Raw genomic sequence first — 20,960 nt, forward strand, 5'->3', positions numbered from 1 at the left:
TCCGGAAAAATCCGGGCCGCTGTATTCAGGGTTGAAGCGCTGCCCGCACCCAAAGGGCGGGGTTCGAAGGGGCGTCACGCCTGGGCTGGGCTGCTTCCCGACAGAATTCGCTTTTGCAGGTTATCGGCTGCCGGTTTTGAGGCAACCATGGCGTAACCGTCAAGCAGCGCCTCAAGGTGCTGTTCGAAAAGCCAGCCGTGATCTTCCTTGTAGCGCTGCAGGTGGCGCAGATTGCGCTGGCGAAGCGCGATCCTGAGGGAAGACGGATAGAGGTGCAGGTCGGCTACATCGATCAGGCCGAATTCGCCGTTTTCCAGCACCAGCACATTGCCCAGGTGCAACGAGCGAAAGTAAACGCCGCGCTCGTGCAATTGGGCCATGAATTTACCGAAACGCTCGACCAGGGCGTGGCGCTCCACGGGTGTAGAGGTCGCTTGCAGCGCCTGGCGCAAGGTCACCCCTGGCAGGGGAACGTAGTGCACCGCGCTGCTGCCGTCCTTCAAATGGTACACGTGAAGGATGGTCGGGCTCGGTATTCCCAGGTTTCGCAGTTGCTGGCTGTGCACCGCAAAACGTTCGGAATAAGGATTGAAGCCGCCCGAGGTGTACCAGCGGCGCGCTCGAAACAGCTTGAGAAAGTCTCCCCCCTCCAGGCGCAGGACTTTGGGTCCCAGGCCGTCGGACTCGATGACCTGGGCTCCCGTGGTAAGACTGTCCAGGGCTTGCGGTGTCAGCCGTTGCACGGGCGTGACCAGCAAGCGCCTGGCGCGGTAATTGATGCTCAAGGCGGCGATCAAGGCCAGGGGGATCCACAGTAGGAACCAATGCTCCTTCGGCCTTGAGAGAATGCCGCCACCTTCAGTCAGCCCCGCTGCCATGCCATAGATCAGCCACGTGGAGGCGATCACCAACAAGGGTTGGACCCGATAACGCCAACTGCTCAGCAAACCCCAGGCCTGGAAAAAGATCCAGGGAAGAAAACCGACAATCCCGACGTAGTACAGGACGCCAAGGGCGAAGTTATGGGGTTCTGCCAGCATTCGCCCAATGCCTGGATCAACAACAAGGTCTGCGCCATAGCCGTGACCGACCCATGGGTGCTCGGCGATCCTCGTCAATACTATCTGCCAGATATCAAACCGGTAGGAGTTCCCTCGGGCGAGAAGCATCCCGCTAAACAGTACGCCTACGACACTTCCACCCACTGCCAGTAGCCCAAACAGGACAATCGAGCGGCGATTCCAGCAAAGGACACCTACCCAGATGGCGGCTGCGACCAAGGCGACCAGGGGAGTCCTTGAGCCTGTAGCGACGACCGCGGTGAACATGACCAGGGCCGCAGGGACGGTCAGCCAGAAGATATGGCGATTTTTCCAGAGCATGCTCAGGCTTAACCAGTAAACGCAGAAGAACCCGTACAGGTGTGAGGCAAGCAGTGGATTGTCGAAGGCGCCGCCGCCGATCAGGCGCATCCCCGGTCCGTATACCTGGGCAAACACATACAAATTGTAGAGTGTGGCGATCACGGCGACCGTCGCCGCGCAGAACAGCAGGGGGTGGAGCAGATCGCTGCGATGGCGCACCAACAGGTAGCAGCCGACGAACAAGAACACGGTGTGCAATGCGGTTTTGATCGGGCGTGCGATACCTTCGGTCTCGGGTGCCCACGACACACTGATCAGCGCCCAACCCGCGAACAGCAAGAGGGCGATGAAAATCGGCTCGCGGATCAGCTCCTTCAGCGTGCTCGGCCTCAGGCACAGGGCAATCAACGCTGGAATGCTGAACAAGCCATAGAACAATTTATGGTGTTGGCTACGCCCTGGCAGAAAGAACAAGGCGCACAGAAGCAGCAGCAAACCTAGCGGAAGAATCCACTGGCAAATGAAGTCGAAAACTCGATTGGACGTGGCGAGGTGCTTGGATAACATGCTTAGGAATTCATTCCTGAAATCGGTTGGCCATTAACGGTGATGGCTTTTTGGTGTTTTGCAGACGCGTAACAATAACAGCCTTAGCGGTTTGCCAGAACACCGAAGAAGCTGTGTTAAAGTCAGCGTCCTTTTTATCGATATTCGCGTGATATGGCCGACTCCAGTCTTCCCGCAAGCCCTTCGAGCTTGAAAATCTATTTCCGCCTGCTTGGCTACGTGAAGCCCTATATCGGCTTGTTCGGGCTGAGTATCGTCGGGTTCCTGATTTTCGCTTCCACCCAGCCGATGCTGGGCTACATCCTCAAATACTTCGTCGATGGCCTTTCCAATCCCAATGCGGTGCTGTTTCCGACGGTCCCTTACCTGCGCGACCTGCAGTTATTACAGGCCGTGCCGCTGCTGATCATCGCCATTGCCGCCTGGCAGGGATTGGGGTCGTATCTGGGCAATTATTTCCTGGCCAGGGTTTCGCTGGGGCTGGTACATGACTTGCGGGTGCAATTGTTCAACAACCTGCTGACCCTGCCCAACCGCTATTTCGACAAACATAACTCGGGTCATTTGATTTCTCGTATCACTTTCAACGTGACCATGGTGACGGGGGCGGCAACGGATGCGATCAAGGTCGTTATCCGTGAGGGCATGACAGTGATCTTCCTGTTCGCCTCACTGTTGTTCATGAACTGGCGCCTGACCCTGGTGATGGTGGCGATCCTGCCACTGATCGCCCTCATGGTTCGCACCGCGAGCAAGAAATTTCGCAAGCAGAGCAAGAAGATCCAGGTCGCGATGGGAGATGTGACCCATGTCGCCTCCGAGACCATCCAGAGCTATCGTGTCGTGCGCAGTTTCGGTGGCGAGGTCTACGAGCAGAAACGCTTCCTCCAGGCCAGCCAGGGCAACACCGACAAGCAGTTGCGCATGACCCGTACCGGTGCGATCTACACGCCGGTGCTGCAACTGGTGATCTACAGCGCCATGGCCGTGCTGATGTTTCTTGTCCTGTATCTGCGGGGTGATGCTTCGGCGGGCGACATGGTGGCCTACATTACCTTGGCCGGCCTGCTGCCCAAGCCGATTCGCCAGCTGTCGGAAGTCAGCTCCACCATCCAGAAAGGCGTGGCGGGGGCGGAAAGCATCTTTGAACAGTTGGATGTCACGCCGGAAACCGATACCGGTACCGTGGAACGCGATGCTGTCAGCGGGCGGTTGGAGGTGCGCCATCTGAGCTTCACCTACCCGGACACCGACCGGCAGGTACTGAACGACATCAGTTTCTCGGTCGAACCTGGGCAGATGGTTGCGTTGGTCGGGCGTTCGGGCAGCGGCAAATCGACCCTGGCCAATCTGATTCCGCGTTTCTACCACCATGACGAAGGCGAGATCCTGCTCGATGGTGTTGAAATCGAACAATACAAGCTCTTGAACCTGCGCCGCCATATTGCCCAGGTGACCCAGCATGTGACGCTGTTCAGCGACACGGTGGCCAACAACATCGCTTATGGCGACCTGGCCGGTGCGCCGCGAGTCGATATCGAGAAAGCGGCTCAAGACGCCTACGCCATGGACTTCATCAGGCAGTTGCCTCAAGGCCTGGATACCCAGGTCGGGGAAAACGGCGTGCTGCTCTCCGGTGGTCAGCGCCAACGCCTGGCCATTGCCAGGGCCTTGTTGAAAAACGCCCCGCTGTTGATTCTGGATGAGGCGACCTCAGCACTGGACACTGAGTCCGAACGGCACATCCAGGCTGCGCTGGACCAGGTGATGAAAGGCCGTACGACCCTGGTGATCGCCCACCGTCTGTCGACCATCGAAAAAGCCGACCTGATCCTGGTGATGGATCAGGGGCGCATTGTCGAGCGCGGGACCCATGGGGAGCTCCTGGCGCAGAATGGTTATTACGCACGCCTGAATGCCATGGGGCTGGACGCTCCGGCCCAGGATATCGCCTGAGTTCGGCCCCAGGCTTTGGGGCCGGCCGTTTCTCTTGGCCGGCTTCGCCTCCTCAGCTCCAGTGTCGTACAAACATGTCATGTCGGCCCAGCACCCATGTGGGAGCGAGCTTGCTCGCGATAGCGGTGTGTCTGGGCCGGTGATGTCGAGCGTGCCGCTGCCATCGCGAGCAAGCTCCCACGGGTTTTTATCGAAAACCTTACCGGCCTTGACCAATCCACAATCAATCCGCGATCCGCTGGAGCGTACATATTCGGCCTATGCTTTCCTGCGGAGCAACACGTCGGGGGCGCGCGAACACGCGGCGTAGAAAATGGTTATGAATGAAACATCAAAGGTATCGATGCAGCAGGTGCAGATTCGTCCTTTTGCCCAGGCGCTCACACCGGCGGATCGGGCGGCCATCAAAGCCCAGCGCCCACGCTGCATCTGGCTGACCGGGCTGTCGGGGGCGGGCAAATCGACGCTGGCCAATGCCTTGGAAGTGCAGCTCAACCAGCAGGGCTTGCACACCTCCCTGCTCGATGGCGACAACCTGCGCCAGGGATTGTGCCGGGGGCTGGGCATGGATGCCGAGGCTCGCAAGGAGAACATCCGCCGCATTGCCGAGGTGGCGCGCTTGATGGTCGATGCCGGCCTGATCGTCATCGTTGCGGCAATCTCACCGTTTAGCGCCGACCGGGAAGCCGCCCGGCAGCTGTTCCCCGAGGGCACTTTCGTGGAAGTCTATGTGAGTACGCCCTTCGACGTCTGTGCCCAGCGTGACCCCAAGGGGCTATACCGCGAAGCCCGTGCCGGGCGGATCAAGAACTTCACCGGGCTCGACAGCCCCTACGAGGCGCCGCTTGCGCCGGACTGCGTGATCGATACCAGCCAGGTGGAACTGGCCCAGGCCTGTGAGCGAATATTGGCGTTACTGTAAAACGGATTGATCATCCCTCTGGCGTCCCGTTGCAGCCATGGACGAGCCTTGCGCCAACCCTGTGCTAATATCCCCGCCCTGTTCATTTTGTATGTGGGATGCTCCATGAAGTTGTCCATGCCGCGATTCGATCAAGCCCCTGTATTGGTGGTCGGCGATGTCATGCTCGACCGCTATTGGCATGGCGGTACCTCACGGATTTCCCCTGAGGCGCCGGTACCGGTGGTCAAGGTCGAGCACATCGAGGATCGCCCCGGTGGTGCCGCCAACGTTGCCTTGAACATTGCTGCCCTCGGCGCACCGGCGTCCCTGGTGGGCGTGACCGGCGACGACGAGGCGGCCGACAGCCTGACCAACAGCCTCAAGGGCGCGGGCGTACGCGCGATATTCCAGCGCGTGGCGCACCAGCCGACTATCGTCAAGCTGCGGGTCATGAGCCGCCACCAGCAACTGCTGCGCATCGATTTCGAAGAACCGTTCGCCACCGACCCGTTGGCGCTCGGTGCCGAGGTCGACAACCTGCTCGAAGGCGTCAAGGTCCTGGTATTGTCGGACTACGGCAAAGGCGCGTTGAAAAACCACCAGGCGCTGATCCAGGCCGCCCGTGCCCGTGGCATTCCGGTCCTGGCCGACCCCAAGGGCAAGGATTTTTCCATCTACCGTGGCGCCAGCCTGATCACGCCGAACCTCAGCGAGTTCGAAACCATCGTCGGCGGTTGCGTCGATGAGCACGAACTGGTGAGCAAAGGCGCGCAGTTGATGCAAGACCTCGACCTCGGCGCCTTGCTGGTGACCCGTGGCGAACACGGCATGACCTTGCTGCGCCCCGATCACCCGGCGTTGCACCTGCCGGCCCGTGCCCGCGAAGTGTTTGACGTGACGGGGGCCGGCGACACGGTGATCTCTACCCTGGCCGCGGCGATCGCTGCCGGTGAGGAATTGCCCCATGCGGTGGCCCTGGCGAACCTGGCGGCAGGCATTGTCGTCGGCAAGCTCGGCACGGCGGCCATCAGCGCCCCCGAACTGCGTCGCGCCATCCAGCGCGAGGAAGGCTCCGAGCGGGGCGTGCTGGGCCTGGAGCAATTGCTGCTGGCCGTGGACGACGCCCGCGCCCACAACGAAAGAATCGTCTTCACCAACGGCTGCTTCGACATCCTGCACGCCGGCCACGTGACCTACCTCGAGCAGGCCAGGGCCCAAGGGGATCGCCTGATCGTCGCGGTCAATGATGATGCCTCCGTAAGCCGTCTCAAAGGGCCTGGGCGTCCGATCAACAGCGTCGACCGACGCATGGCGGTCCTGGCTGGCCTGGGCGCGGTGGACTGGGTGATCAGTTTCAGCGAGGGCACGCCGGAAAACCTGCTGCGCCAGGTCAAGCCGGATGTGCTGGTCAAGGGCGGTGACTATGGGATTGACCAAGTCGTGGGCGCGGACATCGTCACGGCCTACGGTGGCACCGTGAAGGTCTTGGGGCTGGTGGAAAACAGTTCGACAACGGCTATTGTCGAGAAGATTCGCAGCCGTTGAAGGGATCATCTTATAGTCCGGGGAAGGCCTTATATGGCAAACGCCTGCCTTCGCGGGTTGAACTCGCTCATCGGCCCAGCTTGTTTCGGTTCGTGGTTAATTAACTTATGAAAGTCATGCTCCTGGTTATGGATGAACAGAGGGTGATCCTCGATCGACTGTATGAAGTCGTGCGAGAGAACTGCGACGACTGCACGATCTATCGCTTGAGTAAGCAGCAGCAAAAGAAGCTCGGCCGGTTCCTGGCCTCGGTCAATTACGAAGATTTCGATCGGGTGGTGATTTTTTCGCGGGTCAAACGCCTGGCCCCACAATTGAACGTATTGAAGTGTATTCCGGGACTGATCTTCCTTGAGCACGACGCTTATCAGAACTACATGCGCGAAAGTAAATACAAGGGTGTCTATTCGCGTTTGTATCGCCGCTTGCCCAGCTGCCGCGCCTTGGTGTCCGGGGCTTTGGTGGCTCGCCGGATGCAAGCCGAAGACATCGATGCGGTGTTCGTTTCCAAAGGTTATGACGAGCGGATGCTGCGCAATACCGACAGTGTCCGCGATATCCCCATTGGTTTTCTCGGCAGTCTCAAGAGCACTGAATATGCTCAACGCAAAGCGCTGCTTGAATCCCTGGTACAACGCACCGGCATGCTTGTGACGCGCACTCAGTCGGGGCGCGAGTATCTGGAAACACTCAATCGCATCAAGATTTTTGTCAGCGCCGACCTGGGCATGGGGGAGTTCATGATCAAGAACTTCGAGGCCATGGCCTGCGGTTGCGTGTTATTGGCCTGGAGCCAGGGCGAGGAAGATCAATTGCTGGGTTTTGAGGACATGGAAAACACCGTTTTCTATCGCTCCGAGGACGAGGCCGTGCAGAAGCTGGAGCTTTTGCAGCGTGATCCGGAACTGGCTGCGCGGATCGCCCGCAATGGCCAAGCCTTCGCCGAGAGCCGCTATTCGTTTGCGCGTGTCGGGCGGGCTCTGGCCGAGGAAATCCAGCGTGAAATGCGTCCCTGGCAAGCCCCGTCGGCGCTCACTCGCGGATGGGTCAAGCTGCGCTATGGCATGAAGGTGCCGGGGTAAGCGACATGGCCGATCGTGTTCCTCAAATCAGTGACGAAATGGCGCTCGACAAATTGCCTGGGGGGCATCAATCGCTGATGGGGGCCTTGCCCCAGGCGTTGAAGGACTGCTTGGAAAGGGCCTCGCGGGTGGTGCTGGTGGCCAATAATCCAGCCATCACTGCAAGCGACTTCCAGGCACTCGACATCGGCAGTGACGACGTGGTCGTGACTTTCAACACCTGCGTGAAGTCGGCACTGCTCAGTCCCCACAGCGTCAATGTGTTCGTCCATGGTTTCAATGCCCCCGACGCCTATTTCTTCGGCCTGCCCTACAACGCCGAGGTGCAGCGATTGTTCGGCTTGCCCGACGCACGCTGCTTCACAATGTTGGTGGGGTGCACCGGGAATATGTCGCCACTGCCGGGCGTGACCTTGTATTGGGAGCGCATGCCATTACCCCCTTTGTGGAACTACCCGGTCAACCGGGAGGGTGGCAAGCGCTATGTCGGTCCTTCGACGGGCTTCAATGCGCTGGTACTGTTCGATTGGTTGCGCGGCCATGCAGGTTATCACTACCAAATAGTGACCTTGGGTTTTTCCAACGAGGCGGGAAAGTTCTGGAGCGGGCACGCTTGGGAGTATGAACGTCAGTGGTTGCTCGGGGCCGATGTAACTGTTGTGCCGTTGCAACGCTGCCGTTGGTGGCAAAGGTGGTTTCGTCGCCCTTGAGTCGCATTGGCACGTTGAGCCGCCTGATGCGATGCCGCCGGGCAATTCTTTTTTACGACAAGGGCAGGATGCGTGTTGAAAGTTGCGCTGGCTTTTTTTGGTATCCCGAGAAACTCGGAGATCTGTTTCCCCTCTATTCGAGAAAACGTCCTGGCACACATTCCTGCCGGGAGCGAGGTGCAGTGTTTTTATCATCTGTACAAAATCGATGAAATCCGCAACCCGCGCTCGGGGGAGCAAGGTGAACTGAAAGCGGACAATTATGCACCGTTCACCACCATGACCGGTCGCCTCGACTCCACCGAGGGCGTCCTGGAACGTTGGGACTTCGAGCGGGTCAAGTCCCTGGGCGATACCTGGGGAGATGAGCACGCCTCACTCAGAAACCTGATCTACCAGCTCAATTCCCTGAATGCCGTGACGGCCATGATAGAACCGTTCGATCCGGATTTCGTCGTGTTTGTGCGTCCTGACAATTTCTACCACACCGCGCTTCCGGCGTATGTGTTCGCTCACCCTGATGCACGCAGATTGAATGCCTACATTCCGGACTGGCAATGGTGGGGGGGCTTGAACGACCGTTTCGCTATTTGCGGACGGGATGCCTACCCAGCCTATGGCAAGCGTATCGAACGTATTTTCGATTTTTGCGAGGCGACAGGGCGGAAGCTGCATTCCGAGCGGCTGCTCAAATACGCGTTGCAACAAGCAAAGGTGAAGGTTTGCACCTTGCCGACCACGGCGTCGCGGGTACGAATCGATGGCACCTTCGCCGAAGAGTCGTTCTCGCCCAAGCGTGGCATGGGCAAGCGTGAAAATCGTTATTTCCATCTGTTTGCACGGTGGCGAACTTATCTGGATAAACGACGTTCCAGCTGACGCTATTTGTGTAGTGTCCCGCGAACCATGCGCATCAGGCCCATGGCTTTTTTGTGCAAGTTGGTCAGGCCCTGGCGACGAGGCTTGTGCACTTCCAAGCCTTGTTTCACGAGCCAATCCTTCCAGCGGATGCGTTCGTCGCGAACTACCCAGCCCTCTTGGCTGGCGAAGCTTTCAGCCAGGTGCAGGCCTCGGGTACTGGCTGCGATCAACTGATCACGTTTAAGCGTATAGAGCTCTCCGATCGGCTTGCCGTCTTCAAGCGGCATCAGGTACAGGTCCGGTCGCTTGCGGTCCAGGCGCGCTACCAACTGGTCGCCCTCCAGGCGCTCATCGACGTGAAACAGGCTCAGGGACTTGGCTTCCTTGGGCACATCCAGGCGCAAGTCATAGATCAATTGCAGTGATGCCGTCGGCAGGTGCACGTAGGCCCGTGGCCGCTCGATCAGTTGCAGGTTGGCGCTGCGCACCGGGCGGGCCGAGCCCGACAGGGGGGTCAGGCGAAACGGCAAGGCTTCGCGGTAATGCAGGGCGGTGGCGTAGGGGGCTGGTAGCCAGGTATCGTTGAAGCGTCCGCCGAGCCAGCCTTCAGGGGTTTCCAGCAGGCATTCCTCGGCAATTTCGCTGATGGCGGTGAGCAGCGGCAGGTTCAGTTCGTGGGCCGGGACGTAGCCGGAAATCAGCTTGAGCACCACATCGCCGCGATCCTGCCGGCGCTGGCGCACCAGTACCCAATAATCGCGGTTCTGCCAATGCAGGGTCAGGCGCACCGAGACGCCCAGGTTGGCCAGCTCCAGGGAAAAACGCTCGGTATCGGCCACCGCAACAGGGCGGCGGCGCTGCAAGGTCTGGGCGAAATTCAGCGGCATCCCGACGCTCTGGTAAGTCAGGCCTTCAGGGGTCGCTTCGACGAGCAGGGGCAGGGTCTTGAAGTTACTCGGGTTCTTTCTGATGAGCGTACGCGGCATGTCGGCTCCTTCCTTAAGGCCGCGTAGGGCGGCGTCAGTGTTTACGCAGGACCTTGGCTACGGTCGCGACGTTATGGGCGAGGTGCAGCGGATTGATGGTGCCGACAATAGCACTGGCGACCCCGGGATGCTCAAACAACAGTTCGAAACTGGCACGAACCGGGTCTACCCCGGGGCTCAAGCAGGCGTGGCCGCTGGCCAGGGCTTTTTTCACCAGGATCGCTTTACCGTGCTCGCTGGCGTAGTCAATGACCGCCTTCTCGTTTCGTTCGTTCAGATTGTAGGTGACCATCGCGCAATCGCCTTGCTCCAAGGCCTTCAAGCCGCCGTCGACGGTCTTGCCGGAAAAACCGAAGCCGCCGATCTTGCCCTCGCGCTTGAGCGCCGCCAGGGTCGGGTAGACCTCGCTGTCGTTGAGGATCGCCAGGTCGTTGCCGTCTGAATGCACCAGGACCAGGTCGATATAATCGGTTTCCAGGCGCTTGAGGCTGCGTTCCACCGAGAATCGGGTATGGGCGGCGCTGAAGTCGTGGCGTGACTGGCCGTCGCTGAATTCTTCGCCGACCTTGCTGACAATCACCCAGTCCTGGCGTTGACCGCGCAGCAGCGGGCCGAGGCGTTCTTCGCTGCGGCCATAGGCCGGCGCGGTGTCGATCAAATTGATACCCAGGTCGCGCGCCAGCTTGAGCAACATGCGCGCTTCGTCGTCATCGGGAATCTGAAAACCGTTGGGGTATTTGACGCCCTGGTCGCGGCCCAGCTTGACGGTGCCCAGGCCCAGGGGGGAAACCCGCGGGCCGTTATGGCCCAGGGGGCGATAGAGGTCATGCAGGGTCGCTTGGCTCATGGCAGCAGTTGCTCCCAGGCAGGCACGCCCATGGGCGGCTTCGGCAGATCCGGCAGCGGGGCCGGATGACTGGGCTGGATGCCGTCGCGTTGCAGCGCTTTGACCACCCGATCGGCGAAGTACGGCGCCAAGGCCAGCTTGGTCGGCCAGCCCACCAGCAGGCGATCCTGCTCGGCGAGGAAGGCGTTGTCCGGGCGGGTCAGGCCCGACTGCAACGGTTCGGCGCGGTCAACCCGCAGCGTGGCCCATTGCGCAGTGCTGAGGTCGATCCACGGCAGCAGTTGGCCAAGTTCTTTCTGGGCGACGGCGATCTGCTCGGCGGGCTCGCGGGCGATGGCATCGCCTTCGGCGAGGTCGCCCCCCAGGTACCAGACCCATTGGCCATCGGCGGCGGGATGGGTGGTCACGGTGACGCGTGGCTTCGGTCCGCCGCCCAGGCAATGGGCGTAAAGCGGCTTGAGGCTCGGGCCCTTGGCCAGGACCATGTGCAACGGCCGGGTCTGCATGGCCGGTTTGTCCAGGCCCAGGGCGTTGAGCAGGTCGGCGGTGCCAGCGCCCGCGCTGAGGATAATGCGCTGGGCACGGATCTCGCGGTCGTCGACCTTCAGTCCGACCAGCTCACCGGCTTCGCGCAGTGGCTCGATGCGCTGCCCGGCCAGCAGGCTGTCGCCAGCCAGTTCCGCCAGGCGTGCGATCAGGCTGGGCACGTCCACCACCAGTTCGGCCAGGCGATAGACCTTGCCCTTGAAGCGCTTGTCTTGCAGGGCCGGCGGCAGTTGCTCGCCCTTGACCTGGTCGACCCGCCCGCGCACGGCCTTGCTGGCGAAGAAACTGGTGAGGTTGCCGGCCAAAGTGCCGGGGGACCAGAGGTAATGGGCATCGGACAGCATGCGCACGCCGGACAGGTCCAGCTCACCTTCACCCTTCAGGGCTTCGCGCCAGCGGCGCGGCATGTCGGCGATGGCTTCCGAGGCCCCGGTCAGGGCGCCATGCAAGGCGTACTTGGCGCCGCCATGGATGATGCCCTGGGATTTGACACTCTGCCCGCCGCCGAGGCTGGCGCTTTCCACCAGCACGGTTGAAAACCCCTGGCGGCGCAGGCGCGCGTTCAGCCAGAGGCCGGCGACTCCGGCGCCGACAATCAGGATGTCGGTGGAAATAACGGATGGCATGCAGCGACCTCAGTGTTCAAGACGAGGGCGCAGTATACAGACTCGATGAGTGGAGTTTTCGCCGCTCAACCTGTGGGAGCAAAGCTTGCTCGCGATACAGGCGCCTCGGTTCCAAAGAGACCGCGTCGTTTTCATCGCGGGCAAGCCTTGCTCCCACAGATTCCTCCTTGCCACACATGTATTTTCAGCCCTATTAAGCCGTGTCTTCAGTGCCCGGCCGTCTTGGAAAACAGCTGGATCACCACCACCCCCAACACAATCAGCGCCATCCCCAGCATCGCCGGCACGTCCAGTTTCTGCCCGTAGATGAACAGCGCCGCGACGCTGACCATGACGATCCCCAGTCCGGCCCAGACCGCATAGGCCACGCCCACCGGTACGGTGCGCACCACCAGCGTCAGCATCCAGAACGCGGTGCCGTAGCCGACGATGACCAGCAGCAAGGGCAGGGGTGTGCTCAGGCCCTTGATCGCTTTCATCGAAACGGTGGCGATCACTTCGGCGCAGATGGCGATGGCCAGGTAGTAGTAGGCGTTCATGGGCAGTTCCTCTTTGACGGTTGCGTCTTTCGATGGGGCCATTCTAGAGATCGCCCAGATGCGGTAAAGTCATTACCTATCTGTAATAGAGATAGGTTGAGCCATGAACGTACAGTGGAACCTGGAACAATTGCGGCTGTTTGTCGGGGTCGCCGAGAAACGTTCGTTTTCCGCCGTGGCCCGGGACCAGCGCAAGGCGCAATCGGCCATCAGCAGTGCGATCGCCTTGCTGGAAGACGACTTGGGGGTGAGCCTGTTCGAGCGCAGCAGCGGCCGTCAGCCGAGGCTCACCGACGCGGGTGAAGCCCTGCTCGAAGAGGCCAGGGAAGTGCTGCGCCAGTGCGAGCGCCTCAATGGTCGAGCCCTGGCCTTGATGCGCGGCCAGGAAGCGTCGCTGCGCCTGGCCCAGGACGAAGCCATGCCCTATCAACCGGTCATCGACAGCCTGGCGGCCCTGGCCGAGCAATTTCCCACCCTCGAAGTGCAACTGGCCAGCGCCGCCCAGGGCGATGTGGCGCGCAAACTGGTGGAACGACGCGCCGACCTCGGCTTGCTGTTCTATCACGACCAGATACCCGAAGCGTTGGAGCGCCGGGTACTGGGCAGCGTCGAAATGGTCACGGTGTGCGGCCGGGATCATCCCCTGGCGAACCATGGTTATGTGACCTGCCGGGAAATGGCCCGGCACCGTCAGTTGTTGATGGCGACCCAGTCCAGCGTCTATCCCGGCAGCGAGCAGGCCAGCCCGCAGGTCTGGCGGGCCGACAGTTTCTATGTGCTGGCCGAATGGCTGAGGAGTGGCCTGGGCTGGGCCTGGCTGCCACGGCACGTGGTGCAATACCCGGCGTACCTGGGTGACATGGTCGAACTCAGCAGCGAATGGACGCCGCCGGCCCTGGTGGTGGAACTGGTCTGGCGCCGCGACGAACCCCTGGGGCCGGCGGCCCGTTGGCTGGCGGAACGTTTTGCCGTGCAGTTGCAGGCGATCGGCTGAAAACCCGATAAACTCCGCCGCCATGAACAGAACTCTCTATAGCGCGTTGTTTTATCTGGGGCTGCCACTGGTAGCGATTCGGCTGTGGCTGCGGGCCCGCAAGGCGCCAGCGTATGCCCGGCGCATTGGCGAGCGGTTCTCTCGGGGGCTGCCGGTCATGGTGCCGGGGGGCATCTGGGTGCACGCGGTGTCGGTGGGCGAGAGCATTGCCGCCGCGCCGATGATCCGCGCCTTGCTGCAACGTTATCCACAGCTGCCGATCACCGTCACCTGCATGACGCCCACCGGTTCGGAGCGGATCCGGGCGTTGTTCGCCAGCGAGCCGCGCATCCAGCATTGCTATCTGCCTTACGACTTGCCTTGCGCCGCCAAGCGTTTTCTCGATCGGGTGCGCCCGTCCCTGGCGGTGATCATGGAAACCGAGCTGTGGCCCAACCACATTCACCAGTGCGCTAGGCGCGGCATTCCCGTGGCCTTGGCCAACGCTCGGCTGTCGGAGCGTTCGGCGCGGGGTTATGCACGTTTTCCCAAACTGACCCGGCCCATGCTCGCCGAGATGAGCCTGTTCGCCGTGCAGACCGAAGCCGAAGCCGAGCGTTTCCGCCAGTTGGGCGCCCGGGCGGAAACCGTCGAGGTCACCGGCTCCATCAAGTTCGACCTGACCATCGACCCGCAACTGCTCGAGGACGCCAGCGCCTTGCGTCGCCAGTGGCAGGCCTCCGAGCGTCCGGTATGGATCGCCGCCAGTACCCATGAAGGTGAAGACGAAGTGGTGCTGGCCGCCCACCGTCGGCTGCTCGACAGTTATCCCGAAGCGTTGCTGATCCTGGTGCCGCGTCATCCCGAGCGCTTCGACTCCGTGCACCAGTTGTGTGTCAACGAAGGTCTGGTCACGGTGCGGCGCTCCAGCGGCCAACCGGTTACCGCCCAGGCTTCGGTGTTGCTCGGCGACACCATGGGTGAACTGTTGTTTCTCTACGCATTGGCCGACAGCGCGTTTGTCGGTGGCAGCCTGGTGCCCAACGGTGGGCACAACCTGCTCGAACCGGCGGCCCTGGCGAAACCGGTGCTGAGTGGGCCGCACCTGTTCAACTTCCTCGAAATCGCCGCGCAACTGCGCGCTGCCGGGGCGCTGGCGGAAGTGGACGATGCCCAAAGCCTGGCCCTGGCGATCCAGCGCCTGTTCGAACTGCCTCGGGATGCCCAGCGCATGGCCGAGGCGGGGCTTGCGGTGATGCGCCGCAATCAGGGCGCGTTGCAGCGGTTGCTGGAGGCGTTGGGGCGGTTGATTGATTGAGCGACTGAATATCTGTGGGAGCAAAGCTTGCTCGCGATGCAAACGCTCCGGCTCCAGGGAGACTGAGTTGTATTCATCGCGGGCAAGCCTTGCTCCCACAGGATGTTGCTGGCAGGGCTTCCCTCCGAGGGGTTACTGCGCCGGCCGCGAGCGCAACTGCTGCGCTGCCGCCTGGGCCAGGTCCGGCGGCAGGAAGTCGCGGTCGGGGTTGTAGTCGGGCTTGAGGTAGCGCGACAGGTCCTGCAGGTCCGCCGGGCTCAACGTCCCGGCCGCCTGCTTGAGGCGCAGGTTGTCGAGGATGTAGTCGTAGCGGGCGTTGTTGTAGTTGCGCACCGAGGTGTACAGCTGGCGCTGGGCGTCGAGCACATCGACGATGTTGCGGGTGCCCACCTGATAGCCGATTTCCGTGGCTTCCACCGCGCTCTGGTTGGAGATGATCGACTGGCGCCGGGCCTGGACCTGCTCCACGTCCGTGTTGACCGCACGGTGCAGGTTACGGGTGTTTTCCACCACCTGCCGACGCAGGCCTTCGCGTTGCTGTTCGGTCTGGGTGAGCTGCGAGTAGGACTCGCGCACCTGGGAACTGGTCAGCCCGCCGCTGTAGATCGGGATGCTCAGTTGCAGGCCAATGGTGCGTTGCTCGGCATCGCCGCCATAACGCTGGCCGGTGGGGCTCGGGTTGGTGAAACCGAGGCCGTCGTTGTCGCCTTTTCTGTACTGGGCTATCGCATCGAGGGTCGGCGCATGGCCGGCCTTGCGTTGGCGCAGTGTGTCTTCGGCGGCATCGACGGCGTAGTTGCTGGCCAGCAGGTTGAGGTTCTGTTTGGCCGCCGTGTCGACCCAGGCCTTGGCATCGTTCGGCGTCGGCGGCAGGATCGGCAAGGTGTGGACGATGCCCTGGAGCGAGTTGTACTGGCGGTTGGTCAGGGTGATCAAGGCTTCGAAGGCGTCTTCGACCTGGCGCTGGGCGAGGATCCGGTTGGCGCGTGCGGTGTCGTAGCTGGCCTGGGATTGCAGTACATCCGTCTTGTCCGACAGGCCGACGTCGAAACGTTCGTTGGACTGGTCGAGCTGGCGCTTGAACGCCGCTTCCTCGGCCTTGGTCGAGGCCAGGTTGTCCTGGCTGCGCAGCACGTTGAAATAGCTCTCGGCGCTTTGCAGGATCATGTTCTGTTCAGTGGCCGACAGTTGCAGCGACGCTTGTTCGTCAACGGACTTTGCCGCCTGGAGCTGGAACCAGCGGTCGGCGCGGAAAATCGGTTGGGACAGCGTGGCCTGGTAGACCGTGGAACTGCGGGTGGCGGTCATCGCCGGCTGGTCGAGTTCGGTACGGGTGTTGTTCAAGTCTGCACCGGCCGAGAGGTTGGGCAGCAACCCGGCGCGGGCCTGGGGCACCACTTCCTTCTGGGCGCCATATTGGGCGCGGGCAGCGGCCAGATCGGCGTTGTTGTCCACCGCTTCCTGATACACGCTCACCAGATCGGTTTTGGTGGTCAAGGGCGCTTCGGCGGCCCAGGCCATGGCGTTGGACGCACAAGACACGGCCAGGGCCAGTGAGAGTTTGCGCAGCATGAGGCTATCCCTAATTCACTAATGAGAATGCGCATAAGAGGCGCGCGGCGTAGCGAGTGTAGTTGCGCGACGGCATGGCAACAATCCTGTATATGCGCCATTCATCACGCCTTTTGCCCTGGCGATGGCGTTCTCTGGTAGTTGTGTCTAGACTGGCCGGGTTCTTGTCGGGGTGCCTTGCTATGAGGCTGAGATCGAATAATTTCGGATCCCGTTGAACCTGATCAGGTTAGCGCCTGCGTAGGGAACAAGATTTCTCGTCACCCGGCGAGTCCTCTTGTGCTTCGTCCGGGATGTCGTTCGACCATTGAACGCGCTCGAGCAGCAAGCACAGCGTCCGCACTTTCGTGCAGGGACGCGTCCATTCGTTACAGGTTCGCTCCGACAAAAATCCACTGCCTGGATGTGTGTCTGGAGAGCCCGTGATGACGACAAAATCAAAAAACGCGATCAACCTCAGTGATTCGGCCAAGGTCGATGAGCAATCGGTTCAGCCCTTTACCCGCTCGCAAAAAATCTATGTCCAGGGCAGCCGCCCGGATATCCGCGTGCCCATGCGCGAAATCAGCCTCGACGTGACCCCCACCGACTTCGGCGGCGAAATCAACGCGCCAGTGGTGGTGTACGACACCTCGGGCCCGTACACCGACCCGAATGTGATCATCGACGTGCGCAAAGGCCTGGCCGACGTGCGTTCGCCGTGGATCGAAGCCCGTGGCGATACCGAGCGCCTGGCGGGCCTGAGCTCCAACTTCGGCCAGGAGCGCCTGGCCGACCCCGAGCTGACCAAGCTGCGCTTTGCCCACGTGAACAACCCGCGTCGCGCCAAACCGGGCGCCAACGTCAGCCAGATGCACTACGCGCGCAAAGGCATCATCACTGCCGAGATGGAATACGTCGCCATCCGCGAAAACATGAAACTGGAAGTGGCCCGCGCCGCCGGCCTGCTGGACCAGCAACACGCCGGCCACAGCTTCGGCGCCAGCGTGCCGAAAGTCATCACTCCGGAATTCGTGCGTGACGAAATCGCCCGTGGCCGCGCGATCATCCCCGCCAACATCAACCACACCGAACTGGAACCGATGATCATCGGCCGTAACTTCCTGGTGAAGATCAACGGCAACATCGGCAACAGCGCGCTGGGTTCGTCCATCGAAGAAGAAGTGGCGAAGCTGACCTGGGGCATCCGTTGGGGCTCGGACACGGTCATGGACCTGTCCACCGGCAAGCACATCCATGAAACCCGCGAGTGGATCATTCGCAACTCGCCGGTGCCGATCGGCACCGTGCCGATCTATCAGGCCCTGGAAAAAGTCGGCGGCGTGGCCGAAGACCTGACCTGGGAGCTTTTCCGCGACACGCTGATCGAACAGGCCGAGCAGGGTGTCGACTACTTCACCATCCACGCCGGCGTGTTGCTGCGCTATGTGCCGATGACCGCCAAGCGCGTCACCGGTATCGTCAGCCGTGGCGGTTCGATCATGGCCAAGTGGTGCCTGGCGCACCACAAAGAGAACTTCCTCTACACCCACTTCGAAGACATCTGCGAAATCATGAAGGCCTACGACGTCAGCTTCTCGCTGGGCGATGGCCTGCGTCCGGGCTCGATTGCCGACGCCAACGACGAAGCGCAGTTCGGCGAGCTGGAAACCCTCGGCGAGCTGACCAAGATCGCCTGGAAGCATGATGTGCAATGCATGATCGAAGGCCCGGGCCACGTGCCGATGCAGTTGATCAAAGAGAACATGGACAAGCAGCTCGAGTGCTGCGACGAGGCGCCGTTCTACACCCTCGGCCCGCTGACCACCGACATCGCGCCGGGCTACGACCACATCACCTCCGGCATCGGTGCGGCGATGATCGGCTGGTTCGGTTGCGCCATGCTCTGCTACGTAACCCCGAAAGAACACTTGGGGCTGCCGAACAAGGATGACGTGAAGACCGGGATCATCACCTACAAGATCGCCGCCCATGCCGCCGACCTTGCCAAGGGCCACCCGGGCGCGCAGATCCGCGACAACGCCTTGAGCAAGGCGCGTTTCGAGTTCCGTTGGGAAGACCAGTTCAACCTCGGCCTGGACCCGGACACCGCCCGCTCGTACCACGACGAAACCTTGCCGAAGGACTCGGCCAAGGTCGCGCATTTCTGCTCGATGTGCGGGCCGAAATTCTGCTCGATGAAAATCACCCAGGAAGTGCGCGAGTACGCCGCCAACCAGCGCATTGAAGCGGTGGATGTCGAGGTTGCCCAGGGCTTGGCGGAGCAGGCTGAGCGGTTCAAGAAGGAAGGTAGTCAGCTTTACAAGAAAGTGTGATGTGAGCTGAAGGCGGCGGTGTTTTCACCGCCGTCATCGCGAGCAAGCTCGCTCCCACAGGGGATCTACTGTGGACGCAAAGTCTGTGTGCACCGTTGATCCTCTGTGGGAGCGAGCTTGCTCGCGATAGCGGCCAAAAAAACAACAAATATCCCTCTGAGACAACAACTCTTGAACATCCAACCCAGCACCTATTCCCCCGACGCCGCAGTCCCCCTGGACAAACGCGTCTTCGGCGCCCGCGACCTGTTTTCCCTGTGGTTCTCCCTCGGCATCGGCCTGATGGTCTTGCAGGTCGGCGCCTTGCTCGCGCCGGGCCTGGGTCTGAGTGGTTCGCTGCTGGCGATTTTCCTCGGCACGCTGGTGGGCGTCCTGCTGCTGGCAGCCGTCGGGGTGATCGGCAGCGACACCGGCCTGTCGGCCATGGCCGCCCTCAAGCTCAGCCTCGGCGGCAAGGGCGCGAGCGTGCCGGCGGTGTTGAACCTGCTGCAACTGATCGGCTGGGGCTCGTTCGAAATCATCGTCATGCGTGACGCGGCCAGCCTGCTCGGTGCACGCGCCTTCAGCGAAGGCAGCCTGGGTTCGAATCCGTTGCTGTGGACGCTGTTCTTCGGCGCCCTGGCGACCTTGCTCGCGGTCAGTGGACCACTGACGTTCGTGCGCAAGGTCCTGCGCAAGTGGGGCATCTGGCTGCTGCTGGCGGCCTGCATCTGGCTGACCTGGAACCTGTTCGCCAAGGCTGACCTGGCGGCGCTGTGGGCCCAGGCGGGCGACGGCTCGATGCCGTTGGCGGTGGGGTTTGATATTGCAATTGCGATGCCGCTGTCGTGGTTGCCGCTGATCGCCGACTATTCACGCTTTGGCAAACGCGCCAAAAATGTGTTTGGCGGCACTGCGCTGGGTTTCTTCATCGGTAACTTTTGGCTGATGAGCCTGGGCGTTGCCTACACCCTCGCGTTTGCTCCGAGCGGTGAGGTCAATGCGTTGCTGCTGGCCCTGGCCGGTGCCGGGTTGGGCATTCCGCTGCTGCTGATTCTGCTGGACGAGTCGGAAAACGCCTTCGCCGACATTCACTCGGCGGCGGTGTCCAGCGGCATGCTGTCGGGGCTGAAAGTCGAGCACCTGGCCTTGGCGATTGGCGTCATCTGCACCTTGATCGCCTGCTTTGCACCGTTGGCGCAATACCAGAACTTCCTGTTGCTGATCGGATCGGTGTTCGCGCCGCTGTTCGGCGTGGTGCTGGTGGATCACTTCATCCTGCGCAAGCGCAGCAGCCAAGGGGTGTCAGCCGCGTTGCGCTGGCCGGCCCTGTTGGCCTGGTTGGGTGGGGTGAGTACTTATCACCTGCTGGCCAACTTCTATCCGGACGTCGGTGCAACCCTGCCATCGTTGATCCTGGCAGGGTTACTGCAACTGTTGCTGGGCCGGGCTTTCAGCTACGGCCGGGGAACAGCTCGGGCTTGAGGATGCCGTTGAGGCGCGGATAGGCGATCTTCAGTTCGATGTGGCCCAAGGCGTACGGCGCGATGGTGCTCACTTCGTACTTGAGGATCACTCCGCCGTAAGTCAGCGCGATGTGTGGGGTTTTCTGGAAGGACCACTGTTTCAGGAACTCGGGCTCCTGATCCAACTTGGTGCTGATCAGCCAGCTGTTGTGGGCGACCTGGGCGGCTTTCCAGAACGCTTCTTCCTGGCCCGGTAGCAGCATGTCCGACAGGGTCAGCACCTTGTGTTGCTGGCGCGAATAGTTGATGAAGCCGCGACCCGGCGTGCCATGGGCACCGCCGGTGTCCAGGTAGCTGGACAGTTCGATGATCACCAGGCCGTCATGTTGCTCGCGTACCTTGGCCTGCAAGTAGCTGCTGTTGCGTGGTGCGGCGTTGCGCAGGAACTGCTCGCGATAGGCCGCCAGCGTCGGCGCCACCGGAGCGTCCGGCGTGGTGCGGGTCATTTGCAGCAGGCGTTTTTCGACGATGCCGTCCAAGGCAGGCTCGGTGGGAAAATGCAGAGTATCGATGTTCACCAATGGGCAGTCGGCGCTGGCGCAACCTTGTTGCAATTGTTCCGACGCGTCGCGGGTGGTCTCCAGCGGTGCGCGATAGTTGGGTTGGAACAGGCTTTGGCAAGCGCCCAAGGTCAGGGCAATGGCAGCCACGGAGGCGGTTTTGAAAAGCGACATGGGCGTCCTTCATGAAACACGGAAAGGCAAAAAGTTACCCGCTTCGACTGTCGGCAAGGCAATCAGTTCG

17 protein-coding genes and 1 riboswitch are annotated in these 20,960 nt (G+C 61.4%); of the genes, 10 read left to right on the forward strand and 7 right to left on the reverse strand.

The window, feature by feature from the left end:
• Nucleotides 1-74: 74 nt before the first annotated feature.
• Entirely contained in the window at nt 75-1,931 is a 1,857-nt protein-coding gene (locus tag PSH84_RS07225) for a bifunctional O-antigen ligase/aminoglycoside phosphotransferase family protein (RefSeq protein ID WP_305469439.1), read from the reverse strand.
• Nucleotides 1,932-2,084: 153 nt separating this feature from the next.
• Here PSH84_RS07225 and msbA point away from each other — a divergent pair, with 153 nt between their 5' ends.
• From msbA to PSH84_RS07255, 6 genes are all read left to right on the forward strand, one after another.
• On the forward strand, nt 2,085-3,887 hold the full coding sequence (gene msbA, locus PSH84_RS07230) for a lipid A export permease/ATP-binding protein MsbA (RefSeq protein WP_305469440.1): 1,803 nt from the start codon (nt 2,085-2,087) through the stop codon (nt 3,885-3,887).
• Nucleotides 3,888-4,206: 319 nt separating this feature from the next.
• Complete coding sequence (cysC, locus tag PSH84_RS07235) at nt 4,207-4,809, forward strand: adenylyl-sulfate kinase (RefSeq protein ID WP_305469442.1); 603 nt, start codon at nt 4,207-4,209, stop codon at nt 4,807-4,809.
• A 105-nt stretch (nt 4,810-4,914) separates the two neighbouring features.
• Nucleotides 4,915-6,336 (forward strand): bifunctional D-glycero-beta-D-manno-heptose-7-phosphate kinase/D-glycero-beta-D-manno-heptose 1-phosphate adenylyltransferase HldE, encoded by a 1,422-nt coding sequence (hldE, locus tag PSH84_RS07240; protein WP_122564981.1) that lies wholly within the window; start codon nt 4,915-4,917, stop codon nt 6,334-6,336.
• Nucleotides 6,337-6,443: 107 nt separating this feature from the next.
• Nucleotides 6,444-7,418, forward strand: a complete 975-nt coding sequence (locus tag PSH84_RS07245) for a glycosyltransferase family protein (RefSeq protein ID WP_305482463.1) — start codon at nt 6,444-6,446, stop codon at nt 7,416-7,418.
• 5 nt (nt 7,419-7,423) lie between these two features.
• Nucleotides 7,424-8,128, forward strand: coding sequence for a hypothetical protein (locus PSH84_RS07250; protein WP_122564979.1), 705 nt, complete (start codon nt 7,424-7,426; stop codon nt 8,126-8,128).
• Nucleotides 8,129-8,200: 72 nt separating this feature from the next.
• Entirely contained in the window at nt 8,201-9,007 is an 807-nt protein-coding gene (locus PSH84_RS07255; RefSeq protein ID WP_122564978.1) for a hypothetical protein, read from the forward strand.
• A gap of 2 nt (nt 9,008-9,009) precedes the next feature.
• Here PSH84_RS07255 and PSH84_RS07260 read toward each other — a convergent pair whose 3' ends face one another.
• The 4 genes from PSH84_RS07260 to PSH84_RS07275 form a co-directional block, all read right to left on the reverse strand.
• Nucleotides 9,010-9,975, reverse strand: coding sequence for a metal ABC transporter ATPase (locus tag PSH84_RS07260; RefSeq protein WP_122564977.1), 966 nt, complete (start codon nt 9,973-9,975; stop codon nt 9,010-9,012).
• A gap of 34 nt (nt 9,976-10,009) precedes the next feature.
• Complete coding sequence (locus PSH84_RS07265) at nt 10,010-10,822, reverse strand: aldo/keto reductase (RefSeq protein ID WP_305469445.1); 813 nt, start codon at nt 10,820-10,822, stop codon at nt 10,010-10,012.
• Entirely contained in the window at nt 10,819-11,994 is a 1,176-nt protein-coding gene (locus tag PSH84_RS07270; protein WP_305482464.1) for an NAD(P)/FAD-dependent oxidoreductase, read from the reverse strand. Before PSH84_RS07270 ends, PSH84_RS07265 begins: the two co-directional genes overlap by 4 nt.
• A 206-nt stretch (nt 11,995-12,200) precedes the next feature.
• Nucleotides 12,201-12,533 (reverse strand): DMT family transporter, encoded by a 333-nt coding sequence (locus tag PSH84_RS07275; protein ID WP_003197153.1) that lies wholly within the window; start codon nt 12,531-12,533, stop codon nt 12,201-12,203.
• Between the two features lie 103 nt (nt 12,534-12,636).
• Here PSH84_RS07275 and PSH84_RS07280 point away from each other — a divergent pair, with 103 nt between their 5' ends.
• Nucleotides 12,637-13,527, forward strand: coding sequence for a LysR family transcriptional regulator (locus PSH84_RS07280; RefSeq protein ID WP_060739451.1), 891 nt, complete (start codon nt 12,637-12,639; stop codon nt 13,525-13,527).
• 22 nt (nt 13,528-13,549) lie between these two features.
• Nucleotides 13,550-14,824 (forward strand): lipid IV(A) 3-deoxy-D-manno-octulosonic acid transferase, encoded by a 1,275-nt coding sequence (gene waaA, locus PSH84_RS07285; protein ID WP_305482465.1) that lies wholly within the window; start codon nt 13,550-13,552, stop codon nt 14,822-14,824.
• A gap of 132 nt (nt 14,825-14,956) precedes the next feature.
• Here the strand turns inward: waaA and PSH84_RS07290 are convergent, their stop codons facing one another.
• Complete coding sequence (locus tag PSH84_RS07290) at nt 14,957-16,396, reverse strand: TolC family outer membrane protein (RefSeq protein ID WP_305482467.1); 1,440 nt, start codon at nt 16,394-16,396, stop codon at nt 14,957-14,959.
• Between the two features lie 158 nt (nt 16,397-16,554).
• Nucleotides 16,555-16,660, forward strand: a riboswitch (TPP riboswitch).
• Nucleotides 16,661-16,821: 161 nt separating this feature from the next.
• On the opposite strand from PSH84_RS07290, the gene thiC reads away from it, so the two are divergent.
• Both thiC and cytX read left to right on the forward strand, forming a co-directional pair.
• Nucleotides 16,822-18,711, forward strand: coding sequence for a phosphomethylpyrimidine synthase ThiC (thiC, locus tag PSH84_RS07295; protein ID WP_305482468.1), 1,890 nt, complete (start codon nt 16,822-16,824; stop codon nt 18,709-18,711).
• Nucleotides 18,712-18,882: 171 nt separating this feature from the next.
• The gene (gene cytX / locus PSH84_RS07300) at nt 18,883-20,175 is read left to right on the forward strand and encodes a putative hydroxymethylpyrimidine transporter CytX (RefSeq protein ID WP_122564971.1); all 1,293 of its coding nucleotides are present in this window, start codon (nt 18,883-18,885) and stop codon (nt 20,173-20,175) included.
• Here cytX and PSH84_RS07305 read toward each other — a convergent pair.
• Nucleotides 20,144-20,890, reverse strand: a complete 747-nt coding sequence (locus tag PSH84_RS07305; protein ID WP_122564970.1) for a DUF3298 domain-containing protein — start codon at nt 20,888-20,890, stop codon at nt 20,144-20,146. The genes cytX and PSH84_RS07305 overlap by 32 nt on opposite strands.
• Nucleotides 20,891-20,960 lie beyond the last annotated feature (70 nt).

The organism is Pseudomonas beijingensis, from assembly GCF_030687295.1.
In the GTDB taxonomy this organism is placed as follows: domain Bacteria; phylum Pseudomonadota; class Gammaproteobacteria; order Pseudomonadales; family Pseudomonadaceae; genus Aquipseudomonas; species Aquipseudomonas beijingensis.

Excerpts from the sequence above, each read along its gene's own strand:
- PSH84_RS07225 (WP_305469439.1), bottom strand. The coding sequence starts at position 1,931 with ATGTTATCCAAGCACCTCGCCACGTCCAATCGAGTTTTCGACTTCATT.
- msbA (WP_305469440.1), top strand. The coding sequence starts at position 2,085 with ATGGCCGACTCCAGTCTTCCCGCAAGCCCTTCGAGCTTGAAAATCTAT.
- cysC (WP_305469442.1), top strand. The coding sequence starts at position 4,207 with ATGAATGAAACATCAAAGGTATCGATGCAGCAGGTGCAGATTCGTCCT.
- hldE (WP_122564981.1), top strand. The coding sequence starts at position 4,915 with ATGAAGTTGTCCATGCCGCGATTCGATCAAGCCCCTGTATTGGTGGTC.
- PSH84_RS07245 (WP_305482463.1), top strand. The coding sequence starts at position 6,444 with ATGAAAGTCATGCTCCTGGTTATGGATGAACAGAGGGTGATCCTCGAT.
- PSH84_RS07250 (WP_122564979.1), top strand. The coding sequence starts at position 7,424 with ATGGCCGATCGTGTTCCTCAAATCAGTGACGAAATGGCGCTCGACAAA.
- PSH84_RS07260 (WP_122564977.1), bottom strand. The coding sequence starts at position 9,975 with ATGCCGCGTACGCTCATCAGAAAGAACCCGAGTAACTTCAAGACCCTG.
- PSH84_RS07265 (WP_305469445.1), bottom strand. The coding sequence starts at position 10,822 with ATGAGCCAAGCGACCCTGCATGACCTCTATCGCCCCCTGGGCCATAAC.
- PSH84_RS07270 (WP_305482464.1), bottom strand. The coding sequence starts at position 11,994 with ATGCCATCCGTTATTTCCACCGACATCCTGATTGTCGGCGCCGGAGTC.
- PSH84_RS07275 (WP_003197153.1), bottom strand. The coding sequence starts at position 12,533 with ATGAACGCCTACTACTACCTGGCCATCGCCATCTGCGCCGAAGTGATC.
- PSH84_RS07280 (WP_060739451.1), top strand. The coding sequence starts at position 12,637 with ATGAACGTACAGTGGAACCTGGAACAATTGCGGCTGTTTGTCGGGGTC.
- waaA (WP_305482465.1), top strand. The coding sequence starts at position 13,550 with ATGAACAGAACTCTCTATAGCGCGTTGTTTTATCTGGGGCTGCCACTG.
- PSH84_RS07290 (WP_305482467.1), bottom strand. The coding sequence starts at position 16,396 with ATGCTGCGCAAACTCTCACTGGCCCTGGCCGTGTCTTGTGCGTCCAAC.
- thiC (WP_305482468.1), top strand. The coding sequence starts at position 16,822 with ATGACGACAAAATCAAAAAACGCGATCAACCTCAGTGATTCGGCCAAG.
- PSH84_RS07305 (WP_122564970.1), bottom strand. The coding sequence starts at position 20,890 with ATGTCGCTTTTCAAAACCGCCTCCGTGGCTGCCATTGCCCTGACCTTG.